Genomic DNA, 12,879 nt, shown 5'->3' with positions numbered 1-12,879 from the left:
TAGCCCCTGCCCGCTCAGGCGTCGACGTTGGCGAACTGCGTTCCCGCCCCGCCGCCGCCGTCCGACGGCTTGGACCAGTCGCGCGTCACGCCCAGCATCAGGACGATGTTCTTGGCGACATAGACCGACGAATAGGTGCCGACGACCACGCCCCAGGTGATGGCGAAGACGAAGCCGCGGATCACGTCGCCGCCGAAGACGAGAAGCGCGATCAGCGCCACGAGCGTCGTGCCCGACGTCATCACCGTGCGGCTCAGCGTCTCGTTCACCGACTTGTTCATCACGTCCTGCAGCGGCGTCGTCTTGTACTTCCTGAGGTTCTCGCGTAGCCGGTCGAAGATCACGACGGTATCGTTGATCGAATAGCCCACGATGGTCAGAAGGGCCGCGATGGTCGAGAGATCGAAGCGGATCTGCAGCAGGCTGAAGATGCCGATCGTCACGATGGTATCGTGGAACAGTGCGGCCACCGCACCGACCGAGAACTGCCATTCGAATCGCAGCCAGATGTAGATCAGGATCGCGACGAGCGCTGCGGCGACCGCGATGATCGCGGTCATGATCAGCTCGCCCGACACCTTTGGACCGACCGATTCGACCGACGCGAACTCGATCGACGGCGCGATCTGTTGCAGCGCGGCCTGGACCTGGGCAATGGTGTCGCCGGTCACGCTTTCCTGCCCGTCCTGGGCCTGGATGCGGATCATGGTCACGTTCTGGTCGTCGCGGAAGTTCGGGTCGAAGACCTCGATCACCGAAACCTCGCCCAGGTTCAGCGTCTCGACCGCCTGTCTGTAGGCGCCGACATCTACGGGCTCGGCAGCCTCGGTGCGGATCGTGGTGCCGCCGCGGAAGTCGATGCCGAAGTTCAGGCCCACGAAGACCCAGAGCAGGATCGAGGCGATGACGGCGAAGACCGAGACGCCGAAGGTCGCGGTGCGCCACCTGAAGAAGTCGTAGTTGGTCTCGTCGGCGAAGAATCTCAGGCGCATGTCATACCTCGATGGTCCGGGGACGGCGCCGCTCGAACCAGATCACCACCAGAAGCCGCGTCAGCCAGATCGCCGTGAAGACCGAGGTGACGATGCCGACCATCAGGGTCACGGCAAATCCCTTCACCGGACCCGAGCCCAGAAGGAAAAGGATCAGCGAGGTGATGAAGGTCGTGATGTTGGCGTCGATGATGGCGGACAGGGCGCGCTGGTAGCCAAGCTCGATGGCGCGGCTCGGGCCCTTGGCGGTCTTCAGCTCCTCGCGGATACGCTCGAACACCAGCACGTTTGCGTCCACCGCCATCCCCATGGTCAGGACGATGCCGGCGATGCCGGGAAGTGTCAGCGTGGCGCCGAAGGCAGACAGGACGCCGAGGAGCATGGAGAGGTTCACGATGAGCGCGATATTGGCGAAGATGCCGAAGAGACCGTAGGAGAGCGCCATGAAGACGATGACGGCGACAAAGCCCACGACGGCGGCGATGCGCCCCGCCTCGATCGAGTCCTGACCGAGGCCGGGAGAGATCGTGCGTTCTTCGAGAAACGTCAGTTCGGCCGGCAGCGCGCCCGCGCGGAGGAGGACCGCCAGGTCGGTGGAGCTTTCGACGGTGAAGTTGCCGGTGATCTGAGCCTGCCCGCCGGTGATCGGTTCGCGGATCTGGGGCGCGGTGATGACCTTGTCGTCCAGGACGGTGGCGAAGAGCGCGCCCACGTTTTCCGACGTGAAGCGTCCGAAGACCTGCGCACCGTGGCCGTTGAAGCTGAGCGTGACCGAGGGCTGGCCGTTCTGGTCGAATCCCGGCTGCGCGGTCTTCAGGTCCTCGCCTGACAGGATCGCGGCACTTTCGAGGACGTACCAAACGGCCTCTTCGTCGATGTCCTGAACCAGCAGTTGCCCCGCGGAGGTGCGCGTATCGGCTGTGGCGGAGGCGGAGACGACCGGATGGAAGGTCAGACGCGCGGTGGTGCCGATGATGCCCTTCAGTTCTTCGGCCGAACCGACGCCGGGGACCTGGATGAGGATCCGGTCCTCGCCCTGTCGCTGGATCGTCGGTTCGCGTGTGCCGACCTCGTCGATGCGGCGGCGGATGATTTCCAGCGCCTGGCGCACGGTGCGGTCGTCGGTGGCGAGCTTTTCCTCGGGCGAAAGTTCAACCGTCAGGGTCGAGCCCTGCCCTGTCACCACCAGATCCTGCGCGCCGATGCCCGACAGGCTGACGACGGGCTGCGCTAGCGCGCGGACCGCTTCCAGGGCTGCGGGCATGGCGTCGGCGTTCTGGATGCGTAGTGACAGCGTGCCGGGGGCGGCGGCCTCAAGCCGTTCGACGAATCCGACCTGGTCGCGGATTGCGACGAGGGCGTCGCGGACATCGGGCCATGTGGTGTCCATGCGGTCGACGTAGACGTCCTCGACATGGACTTCCGCCAGAAGGTGCGCGCCGCCCCGCAGATCGAGACCGAGGTTCACCAGCGTCGCCGGCAGGAAGGACGGCCAGAGGCCGGCGTCGGCCTCGCGCTCGGGTGTCGAGCCGAGCGTCTCTATCGCGGAGACGGCATCGTTATGCGTCTCGACACGGGTATAGAAGGCGTTCGGCAAGGCCAGCAGGATCCCGAGCAGGCACAGGCCCAGGATGACGACCCGCTTCCAGAGGGGGATCTGAAGCATGGAGCCCCTATTTCGCCGGCTCGGTCCTGGAACGGACTGTCTGGATCGTGTGCTTGATGACGCGGACGTTGACGCCGGGAGCGATCTCGATCTCGACTTCGCCGTCCTCGCGGACCTTGGTGACCTTGCCGACAAGGCCGCCCTGGGTAACGACCTGGTCGCCACGGCGCAGGGCCTCGACCATCGCGTTGTGCTCCTTCAGCTTCTTCTGCTGCGGACGGATCAGAAGGAAGTAGAAGATCGCGAAGATGGCGACGAAGAAGGGGAGCTGCGCGAGAAGCGACGGTCCCGCTCCTCCGGCCGCCTGGGCATAGGCAGGGGTGACGAACATGGAGAGCTGGATCCTTGTCGTTGTTCGTTTGTGGGCGACGCGGGCGGCCAGCGCCCTGCCCCCGAAGTTGGCGGACCCTACTTAAGAGCCCGCCGAATGACAAGCAATGGCCCGGCATGTCGCGGCGGCCCCTGCGCCGCGTCGGATGCGACGTCGCTAAGGTTGCGCGACAGGTCGAATTATTGCATCGGAACGCGGGGGAAGCCGGATAGAGCTGTCGCCACCGAGAGGAGTGCCGGATGGCCGAGGTCACCATCGTCTACTGGCGGGACATTCCCGCGCAGGTCATCGTCGGCAAGGGCCGGCGGGGCGCCAAGGCGCCCCTGCCCGAGCGCTTCGAGCAGGCGATCGACCGGGCGGCGATGAAGGTGGGCGCGAGGGACACGGACGCCTATCTATCGGAGTGGCGCAAGGTTGCCTCGGGCGAGGCGGACGGCGCCGACGATGAAGTCGCGCGCGCGACCGCCGAGAGATTGGACCGCGACTATACGGACGACCGCCTCAGGGCGCTGATCGAGAACGACGGATGGGCCTGACGCCCCGCGACATAGGGAAATCGTTGATGTCACTGCTGAACTTCCGCAAAAAGACCGAGGCCCCCCGCACCGGCGACCGGCGTGTCGAGACGTTCCTGCGGGACTTCTCGATCGAGGTGATGCCGCGCACCGCCGAGAAGGTCGAGGATTTCCGCGCCCTCCTGCCCGAAAGCACCCGCGTCTACATCGCCCATATCGACGGCACCCCGATCGAGGACATGGTGGCGACGGCGAAGCGTCTCGCCGCCGACGGCTTCCAGGTGATGCCGCACTTCCCGGCGCGGATCATCGACAATGCGCAGATGCTGGGCGACTGGATCGCGCGCTACCAGGGCGAGGCGGGCGTCACGCAGGGCCTGATCCTTGCCGGCGGCGTGGCCGAACCGCGCGGCGTCTTCGAAAGCTCGATCCACCTTCTCGAGACCGGGCTTTTCGACAAGGCGGGCTTCACGCGGCTTCACGTCGCAGGCCACCCCGAGGGCAACAAGGACATCGACCCCGACGGCACCACCCTGAACGTCGAGACGGCGATGAAGTGGAAGAACGACTTCGCTGCGCGCACCGACGCCGAGATGGCCATCGTCACCCAGTTCGCCTTCGAGGCCGACCCGGTCATCGCCTGGGCCGACGCGGTCCGCGACGCGGGCATCGGCCTGCCGATCCATATCGGGATCGCCGGTCCGGCGAAGCTTCAGACGCTCATCAAGTTCGCCGTCGCCTGCGGCGTGGGGCCGTCGCTGCGCGTTCTGCAGAAGCGCGCGATGGACGTCACGAAGCTGCTCCTCCCCTACGAACCCGACGAGATCGTGACGGAGCTGGCGCACCACAAGGCGTCGCACCCCGACTTCGCAATCACCAACGTCCACATCTTCCCGCTCGGCGGGATCAAGGCCGCGGCCGAGTGGACGGCCTCGAAGGGCGCCGTGCCCGCCGCGCGGGCCACGGCGTGACGCCACGCGCGATCCTCTTCGACATGGACGGGACGCTGATCGACAGCGATCCCGTGCATGCGGCCGTCTTCATCGAATTTCTCGGCGCGCGGGGCCTCGACATCACCGAGGCCGACTACACGCGCCGTATTCACGGTCGCCTGAACCGCGAGATCTTCGCCGAGCTTCTGCCGAACCACGACGCGGACGAGATGGATGCCGGCAAGGAAGCCGCTTTCCGCGAGCGTGTCACGGCGGAGTTTCCGATGGTCAAGGGCGCTCGGGCCTATCTGGAAACGCTATCCGCCCTGCCGCTGGCCGTCGTGACGAACGCCTGCCGCGCGAACCTCGACACGGTGCTGGAGCGGCTTTCGCTTGGCGGACACTTCCGGCACCGCGTGTCGTCCGACGAAGTTGTCCACGGCAAGCCCGCGCCCGATCTCTATCTGCGCGCGCTCGACCTTCTCGGCGTTCGCGCCGACGAGGCGGTGGCGTTCGAGGACAGCGCCTCGGGCGTCGCCTCGGCCCGTGCCGCAGACCTGCGCGTCATCGGCGTCGCCACCAGCCTTACGCCCGAGGCGCTTCTCGACCTCGGCGCGATCCATGCCATACGGGACTTCACCGACCCGACCCTTTCCGATCACATCGCCATCCCCGAAGGAGCGACCCTATGACCCGCACGGTTCTAGAATCCCAGACCAAATCCACCGTGATCGGCTTCGACGCGCCCTTCTGCGTGATCGGCGAACGCATCAACCCCACGGGCCGCAAGAAGCTGAACCTCGAACTGGAAGCCGGCGACTTCTCGACGGTCGAGCGGGACGCCATCGACCAGGTCGCCTGTGGCGCGATGGTCCTGGATATCAACTCGGGCGCAGTGTTCTCGAACAAGATGGCCGAGGATCCGCGCTATGCCGACAATAACTTCGTCGAGCCCGACCTGATGCGGAAGCTAATCGAGACGGTACAGGGCGTCACCGACTGCCCGCTCTGCATCGACAGCTCGGTTCCGGGCGCACTGAAGGCGGGGCTCGAGACGGCGAAAGGTCGTCCGCTCGTGAACTCGGTCACCGGCGAGGAGGAGCGTCTTGAAGCCGTGCTGCCGCTCGTCAAGAAGTACAACGTGCCGGTCGTGGCGATCTCGAACGACGAGACCGGCATCTCGGACGATCCCGACGTGCGTTTCGCGGTGGCGAAGAAGATCGTCCAGCACGCCGCCGACTACGGCATCCCTGCGCATGACATCATCGTCGATCCCCTCGTCATGCCGATCGGCGCCAAGAACATCGCGGGAACATCCGTCTTCGCGCTCATCAAGCGTCTGCGCGAGGAACTGGGCGTCAACACGACCTGCGGCGCGTCGAACATCTCGTTCGCAATGCCGCACCGCCACGGGATCAACGCAGCCTTCCTGACGATGGCCATCGGCGCCGGCATGACGAGCGCCATCATGAACCCGATCCGCCCCGTCGAGATGGAGGCCATCCGGGCCGCGAACCTGCTGATGAACCACGATCCTCATGGCGCGGAGTGGATCCGCTTCGGTCGCGTGCTCGACGCCGTCGCCGAGGGCATGGAGTTTCCCGCGGCGAGCCTAGCGCAGCAGACCTCGCAGATCGGCGGACGCAGCGGACGGCGCCGCCGTGCCTGATGCGAAAGGGTTCGGGCGGGGGTTTTCCCCGCCGCGCCCGGCGCTAGGGTGACGCCCCGAAGGAGCGGGCATTCATGGACGAGACGGCACTGGTCATCTTCACGCCCTCGGGCAAGCGCGGGCGCGTCCCGGTCGGCACGACCGTGCTCGAGGCCGCGCGCAAGCTGGGCGTCGATCTCGATTCTGTCTGCGGCGGGCGCGGCATCTGCTCCAAGTGCCAGGTGAGTCCGGGCACGGGCAGCTTTCCCAAGCACAACGTCACCGTGGCCGAAGACGCGCTGTCGCCCTGGAACGCCGTCGAGGCGCGCTATGACGAAAAGCGCGGGCTGCCCGAAGGGCGCCGGCTTGGCTGCCAGGCGCGGGTGCAGTCCGATGTCGTGCTGGACGTGCCGCCCGAAAGCCAGGTCCACAAGCAGGTTGTCCGCAAGCGCGCCGAAGCCCGCGAGATCGTCATGAGCCCGGCGGTCCGGCTGTACTACGTCGAGGTCGAGGAACCCGACATGCACGAGCCCTCGGGCGACCTCGAGCGGCTGGCGGCGGCGCTGGCCGAGCAGTGGTCGCTGCCGGGCGCTACGGCGGGACTGACGGTCATGCACGGTCTCCAGCCGATCCTGCGCAAAGGCGAGTGGAAAGTGACCTGCGCGGTCTTCCAGTCGTCCGAAGGTGCGGCACCCCGCATCCTGAAGGTCTGGCCGGGCTTCCATGACGGCCCGCTTCTGGGACTGGCCGTCGACCTTGGCTCGACCACCATCGCGGGTCACCTCTGCGACCTCGCGAGCGGGGCGGTCGTCGCCTCCTCCGGCATCATGAACCCGCAGATCCGCTTCGGCGAGGACCTGATGAGCCGGGTCAGCTATTCGATGATGAACGCAGGCGGCGCGGACGAGATGACGCGCGCGGTGCGCGAGGGCATGAATCGCCTGATTGCCGAACTCACCGCAGAGGTCGGAGCCGTGCCGCGCGACATCCTCGACGCGGTCCTCGTCTGCAACCCGGTCATGCACCACCTCTTTCTGGGCATCGACCCCTACGAGCTGGGTCAGGCCCCCTTCGCGCTTGCCACCTCGGCGGCGATGACGCTGCGCGCGCCCGAGGTGTCGCTCGACCTTCACCCCGAGGCGTCGGTCTATCTTCTGCCTTGCATCGCGGGCCATGTGGGCGCGGACGCCGCCGCCGTCACGCTGTCCGAGGCGCCGGAGAAGTCCCGCGACCTCGTCCTTGTCGTCGACGTCGGCACGAACGCCGAGATCCAGCTCGGCGACGCGGCGGGCGGCGTGATGGCCTGTTCGTCGCCCACGGGACCCGCCTTCGAGGGCGCGCAGATCTCGTCGGGCCAGCGCGCCGCGCCGGGAGCGATCGAACGCGTCGAGATCGACCCCGCCACGAAAGAGCCGCGCTACAAGGTGATCGGCTCGGACCTCTGGTCGAACGAGGATGGTTTCGACCTGGCCATCGCCACGACGGGCGTCACCGGCATCTGCGGCTCGGGCATCATCGAGATGGTGGCCGAGATGCGCATGGCGGGCATTCTAGACGCGTCGGGCCTGATCGGATCGGCCGAGCAGACGGGGACGGACCGCTGCTTCCCGGACGGGCGCACCCACAGCTACCGCGTGCGCGACGCCGACGATCTCGGGCGCGAGATCGTGGTGACCAACAAGGACATCCGCGAGATCCAGATGGCGAAGGCCGCGCTCTATTCCGGCGCGCGTCTGCTGATGGACAAGCGCGGTGTCGATACCGTGGATCGCATCGTCCTGGCCGGTGCCTTCGGCGCCCACATATCGCCCAAGCACGCGATGATCCTCGGAATGATCCCGGATTGCCCGCTCGACAAGGTGTCGTCGGCCGGAAACGCGGCCGGGACCGGGGCGCGGATCGCGCTTCTGAACCGCGAGGCGCGGGCCGAGATCGAAGCGACGGTGCGCGATATCCGCAAGATCGAGACGGCCATCGAACCGCGCTTCCAGGAGCATTTCGTCAATGCCTCGGCGATCCCGAACGCGGTCGACGCATTCCCGAACCTCGAGGCCATCGTCACCCTCCCGGACGTGTCCTTCAATACCGGCGGTGACGGAGAGGGCGGCCGCAGGCGCAGGCGGCGCGGCTGAGACTTGACCGGCTTCTGAGCTTGGCTTAGGTCAGGTCCGTCGCGGGTGTAGCTCAATGGTAGAGCAGGAGCTTCCCAAGCTTAAGACGAGGGTTCGATTCCCTTCACCCGCTCCAGCCTCACGAATCAACTTCAGGTTTCATTCGGTTGCTGGCGCCCCATTCCAGACACAGTCCCGTGAACACAATTACGGTTCGGAAACAGTGGCTTCGCCCGACGTTTTTTGTGTTCACCCACTTGTGAATTCTACTGCTCGAATGTGAGTATCGGCTGCCGCCGCCGCTACCTCAGGTAATGCGAGTCCGCCGTCGCTGTTACGAGACAGGGGCCGCTTTTTCCTTCGATTTCCAGACAATGTGATTGACTGCGCCAACAAGCGGAAATTGGTCAAAGCCTCGAACCAATTGCAATTGCCAATCATCTTTCAAATGTTACGGACCGCTTTTGACCGCAATTCCGGTCCATTGTGATTGGAAGGCAGCGGTTGGATAATTTCCACGCCGATGCCGGGAGAAAAGACGAACGGGACCGCAACCCCACTTATGCACTCTGGAAAGGTGACTCGCATGAAAAGGATTTTCTCAACGGCCTGTATCGCCGCACTCTGCCTGACGATGCCGCTTCACGCGCTTGACGTGAGCGTGGGAGCCAGCGTCGGCGGCATCGACGCCAACGTCTCGGCCTCGGTCGGACACGGCAGCCTCGCCGACGTCGACGCCAGCGTCGGCAGCGGCGGTTCGACCTCGGGACTGGGCGTCGATGCCTCTGTCGGGCTTGGGGGCGGCAGCTACGGCGGCGGCTCGGGCGGTGGGACGAACCCCGGAACCAACCCCGGGACCGGCACCAACGGGCCCTCCAACACCCCCGGAAGCCAGCCGAACGGCAACCCCGACGGGCTTGGCAACGGCCTGCCGCTGGTCATGGTGAAAGCCTTCCTGGGAAGGCCCGTGGTGTCCTCGGACGGCATTCTGCTTGGCCGCGTGAACGACATCAAGCCAAGCGGCAAGGCCTGCCCGATGCTGGGCGTCAAGACCAACCCTGGTCTCGACCTCGACTACTCGCAGGTCTGGCTGAAGACCTCGCGGTGCGGCGGCGGCGATGGCGCCATCCGCCTCGGCATGAAGAGTTCGACCTTCATCAACCGCGCGACCTACTGACCTCCCTGGCCCGGCAGGCCTGAGAGGTGCCCCCCGGTTCGGTCCTTTACCCCTGGGCCGAACCATCCCGCCCGACGCGCCCTCACACCGCGTCGGGCGGGACACAACAGCTTCGGCCGAGAGGCCCTCACGACCTAACTGGAAATGGTGTCGAAATGAGCAACGGTCGCCCAGTCACATTCATTCTCGGAAGCGGGTTTCTTTTCGCGACGGGTTCCGCGCTCTATTTGGCCATCGCGGGCGCTTCTGCCACCATGACGTTCCTGGGCTATGCCGGCGGCGGACAGATCGGAATGTTGGCTGCGGCCTGCTGTATCGCCGCCTGGCGATAAATCATCCCGCGTAACGGCGAACGTACCCCACAAGTTGAGCGGTCGAGCCGTCCTTGCCTTCGGCGCCCTCCTTGCCCGACACGACGGGCTCCAGCGCCTTCGCCAGTTCCTTGCCCAACTCGACGCCCCACTGATCGAACGAATTGATCCCCAGCATCGCGCCCTCGACGAACACCCGATGCTCGTATAGCGCGATCAACTGGCCCAGCACGAAGGGCGTCAGCTTGGGATAGACAAGCGTCGTGGATGGCCGGTTGCCGGGAAAGACGCGGTGGCGGGCCTGCCGCTCCAGCTCGTCGTCCTCGAACTTCCCCTCCAACATCGCCCTCGCCTCGTCCAGCGTTCGCCCGCGCATCAGCGCCTCGGACTGCGCGAGGCAATTGGCGATCAGAAGCACATGCTGGTGGGCAAGCTCGGGCTCGTGACCCTCGGCCCCGACCATGAACTCGCAGGGGACCACCCGCGTGCCCTGGTGGATGAGCTGATAGAACGCATGCTGCCCGTTGGTGCCGGGCTCGCCCCAGACGACCGGCCCCGACGCGACGGTCAGGCTTTCGCCATCCATCGAGACGCCCTTGCCGTTCGATTCCATCTCGAGCTGCTGGAGATAGGCCGGAAGCCGCACCAGCCGCTGCTCATATGGCAGGACAGCCCGCGTGGCATATCCCAGGCCCTGGTTGTGCCAGAGACCCGTCAGCGCGAGCATGACCGGCATGTTCTCGAGCGGGGAAGCCGCGCGGAAGTGCCGGTCCATCGCCTCGCCTCCCGACAGGAAGGCGTGGAAAGCGTCGCGTCCCACGGCGATCTCGAGGGCGAGCCCGATCGGACCCCATATCGAATAGCGCCCGCCGACCCAGTCTTCGAAGCCGAAGACACGCTCGGCGTCGATCCCGAAGGCCGCCGTCTTCTCCAGCGCCGACGACAGCGCCGCGAAGTGGCCGCCAACATCCGCGTCGCCCACGCCGTTCGCGATCCAGCGGCGCGCGGTTTCGGCGTTGGTCATCGTCTCGATGGTGGTGAAGGTCTTCGAAGCGACGATCACAAGCGTCGAGGCGGGGTCGAGCGCCACAAGCGTGTCGTTGATGTGCGCGCCGTCCACGTTCGAGACGTAGTGGATGCGGGGTCCGTCGTGATAGGGCGCCAGCGCCAGCGTCGCCATCGCGGGCCCCAGGTCCGATCCGCCGATGCCGATGTTGACCACGTCGGTGAAGCGCGCGCCGCCCGGTGCGGTCAGGGCGCCCGAGCGCACCTCCTCGGCGAAGACGTCCATCCGGCCGAGCGTGTCTCGCACGCCCTTGGTGACGTCCTGTCCGTCGACCATGACCTCGGCGCCGTGCTGCGCGCGAAGAGCTGTGTGCAGGACCGCCCTGCCCTCGGTCTCGTTGATCTTCGCTCCCGTGAACATCGCCTCGCGCCGCGCCGCCACGCCGGCCTCGTCGTACATCTTGACGAGAATCGCGCGGCCGGCGTCGTCCATGGCGGTCTTCGAATAGTCGAACAGCAGATCGCCAGCGGTAACCGAGAAGGTGCGAGCGCGGTCGGGCCGGTCGAAGCGGTCGAGGATCGGCGTCCGCGCGGCCTCTTCTGCGGCTTTCGTCAGGCGTGTCCAGTCCATGCCCGTCTCCTCAGTTCGCGATTTCGCGCCAGCGGCGGCCTTCGCGGTGCAACAGCATTGCGGCTTCTTCGGGACCGGTCGAGTCGACCTCGTAGGTCTTGGGACGGTCGCCCGTGTCTTCCCACCCCTCGATGATCGGATCTGTCCATGCCCAGGCCGCCTCGACCTCGTCGCCGCGCATGAACAGCGTCTGGTCGCCCCGGATCACGTCCATGATAAGCCGCTCATAGGCATCGGGCACGTCCGCCGCATCGGGGCCGAGCGCATCGGCGAAGGTCATGTCGAGCGGCACGTCGACCAGACGCATGCCGCCCGGTCCCGGTTCCTTGATCGTGACGAACAGGTCCATGCCCTCGTTCGGCTGCAGCCGGATCGCCAGCACGTTCCGGTGACGGCCGAGCGACTGGCCGAAGATCGAATGCGGCGCGTCCTTGAAGATGACCGCGATCTCGGTGTGCCGCGCCTTCAGGCGCTTGCCGGTGCGCAGGTAGAAGGGCGTGCCCGCCCACCTCCAGTTCGAGACCTGGAGCTTCATCGCGACGAAACTTTCCGTGCGGCTGCCCGGATCCTCGACCTGGTCGAGGTAGCTTTCGCCCTTCGACTTCGAAACGTACTGACCCCGCACGATGTCGGCGGGCGGCACGGCCTCGAGCGCGCGGATCACCTTGAGCTTCTCGTCGCGCACGGCATCCGGGCTGAACCGCGCCGGCGGCTCCATTGCGGTCAGGCACAGAAGTTGCATCAGGTGGTTCTGCACCATGTCCCGCATGGCGCCCGACTTGTCGTAATAGGCTCCGCGCCCGTCGACGCCCACGCTTTCGGCCACGGTGATCTGAACGTGATCGACGTAATGGGCATTCCACAGCGGCTCGAACAGCACGTTGCCGAAGCGCACGGCCATCAGGTTCTGGACCGTTTCCTTGCCCAGGTAGTGATCGATGCGATAAATCTGGTTCTCCGAGAAATGATCTCTCAGCGTCTTGTTCAGTTCCCGCGCGCTGTGAAGGTCGCGGCCGAAGGGCTTCTCGACCACGATCCGGCATTTCGGACCCGCGCAGCCGTGCTGGTGCAGACGCTCGGCCAGGGCGCCGAACAGCGAGGGCGCGACCGAGAAATAGAAGGCGCGCGTGACGCCCTTGCGCAAGAGCTTCGACAGCTCGTCCCATCCGCCGTCGCCTGTCGCGTCGACCGCGACATAGTCGATGCGCTCGAGGAAATCGTCGATCTCGGCTTTTGGGCGGTCCTTGTCGAGAAACTCCTCCAGCGCCGCGCGCACGTCCTTGCGATAGCCCGCGCTGTCCATCTCGGACCGCGCCGCGCCGACGATGCGGCTCTCGGGCGTCATCTGGCCGGCCTGGAAACGCCGGAACAGGGCGGGCAGAATCTTGCGGCGGGCAAGATCGCCGGTGCCGCCGAAGATGACGAGGTCGAAATCCTCGACGGGGATGACGCGCGAGACCATCGCCTATTCCTCTCCGCTCATGGTGTTACCGCTAACAAGCCATTTGCCCGCGCGGATAGCGCGTCGCGGTCCCGAAGTCCAGCCGGGCCCATGGTCAT

11 protein-coding genes and 1 tRNA gene are annotated in these 12,879 nt (G+C 66.1%); 7 read left to right on the top strand and 5 right to left on the bottom strand.

Annotation, left to right across the window (positions count from 1 at the left end):
• Nucleotides 1–14 precede the first annotated feature (14 nt).
• The 3 genes from secF to yajC are packed head-to-tail and all read right to left on the bottom strand — an operon-like array spanning nucleotide 15 to nucleotide 2,989.
• The gene (secF, locus tag C8D95_RS06750) at nucleotides 15–992 is read right to left on the bottom strand and encodes a protein translocase subunit SecF (protein WP_109758389.1); all 978 of its coding nucleotides are present in this window, start codon (nucleotides 990–992) and stop codon (nucleotides 15–17) included.
• A 1-nt stretch (nucleotide 993) separates the two neighbouring features.
• Nucleotides 994–2,658, bottom strand: a complete 1,665-nt coding sequence (secD, locus tag C8D95_RS06745; protein ID WP_109758388.1) for a protein translocase subunit SecD — start codon at nucleotides 2,656–2,658, stop codon at nucleotides 994–996.
• Between the two features lie 7 nt (nucleotides 2,659–2,665).
• Nucleotides 2,666–2,989 (bottom strand): preprotein translocase subunit YajC, encoded by a 324-nt coding sequence (gene yajC, locus C8D95_RS06740; protein ID WP_109758387.1) that lies wholly within the window; start codon nucleotides 2,987–2,989, stop codon nucleotides 2,666–2,668.
• A 239-nt stretch (nucleotides 2,990–3,228) separates the two neighbouring features.
• Between yajC and C8D95_RS06730 the strand changes: the two genes are divergently transcribed.
• From C8D95_RS06730 to C8D95_RS06700, 7 genes are all read left to right on the top strand, one after another.
• Entirely contained in the window at nucleotides 3,229–3,525 is a 297-nt protein-coding gene (locus C8D95_RS06730; protein WP_109758386.1) for a virulence factor, read from the top strand.
• Nucleotides 3,526–3,551: 26 nt separating this feature from the next.
• On the top strand, nucleotides 3,552–4,475 hold the full coding sequence (locus C8D95_RS06725; RefSeq protein ID WP_109758545.1) for a methylenetetrahydrofolate reductase: 924 nt from the start codon (nucleotides 3,552–3,554) through the stop codon (nucleotides 4,473–4,475).
• On the top strand, nucleotides 4,472–5,128 hold the full coding sequence (locus C8D95_RS06720; protein ID WP_170121473.1) for an HAD family hydrolase: 657 nt from the start codon (nucleotides 4,472–4,474) through the stop codon (nucleotides 5,126–5,128). The genes C8D95_RS06725 and C8D95_RS06720 overlap by 4 nt, the downstream gene beginning before the upstream one ends.
• Nucleotides 5,125–6,105, top strand: coding sequence for a methyltetrahydrofolate cobalamin methyltransferase (locus tag C8D95_RS06715; protein WP_109758384.1), 981 nt, complete (start codon nucleotides 5,125–5,127; stop codon nucleotides 6,103–6,105). Before C8D95_RS06720 ends, C8D95_RS06715 begins: the two co-directional genes overlap by 4 nt.
• Before the next feature lie 74 nt (nucleotides 6,106–6,179).
• Nucleotides 6,180–8,216, top strand: coding sequence for an ASKHA domain-containing protein (locus tag C8D95_RS06710; protein ID WP_109758383.1), 2,037 nt, complete (start codon nucleotides 6,180–6,182; stop codon nucleotides 8,214–8,216).
• A 41-nt stretch (nucleotides 8,217–8,257) separates the two neighbouring features.
• Nucleotides 8,258–8,331: transfer RNA gene (locus C8D95_RS06705), tRNA-Gly, on the top strand.
• 450 nt (nucleotides 8,332–8,781) lie between these two features.
• Nucleotides 8,782–9,372: a hypothetical protein gene (locus C8D95_RS06700; RefSeq protein WP_109758382.1), complete on the top strand. Its 591-nt coding sequence runs from the start codon at nucleotides 8,782–8,784 to the stop codon at nucleotides 9,370–9,372.
• A gap of 333 nt (nucleotides 9,373–9,705) precedes the next feature.
• Here C8D95_RS06700 and pgi read toward each other — a convergent pair whose 3' ends face one another.
• A complete protein-coding gene (pgi, locus tag C8D95_RS06695) occupies nucleotides 9,706–11,319 on the bottom strand; it encodes a glucose-6-phosphate isomerase (protein WP_109758381.1) in 1,614 nt (537 codons plus the stop codon).
• Nucleotides 11,320–11,329: 10 nt separating this feature from the next.
• The gene (gene zwf, locus C8D95_RS06690) at nucleotides 11,330–12,781 is read right to left on the bottom strand and encodes a glucose-6-phosphate dehydrogenase (RefSeq protein WP_109758380.1); all 1,452 of its coding nucleotides are present in this window, start codon (nucleotides 12,779–12,781) and stop codon (nucleotides 11,330–11,332) included.
• Nucleotides 12,782–12,879 lie beyond the last annotated feature (98 nt).

The sequence above is a fragment of the Silicimonas algicola genome, assembly GCF_003148765.1.
Classification (GTDB): Bacteria; Pseudomonadota; Alphaproteobacteria; order Rhodobacterales; family Rhodobacteraceae; genus Silicimonas; species Silicimonas algicola.
The sequence above is the reverse complement of the archived record's forward strand: the minus strand, read 5'-3'. Positions and strand labels throughout refer to the sequence as shown.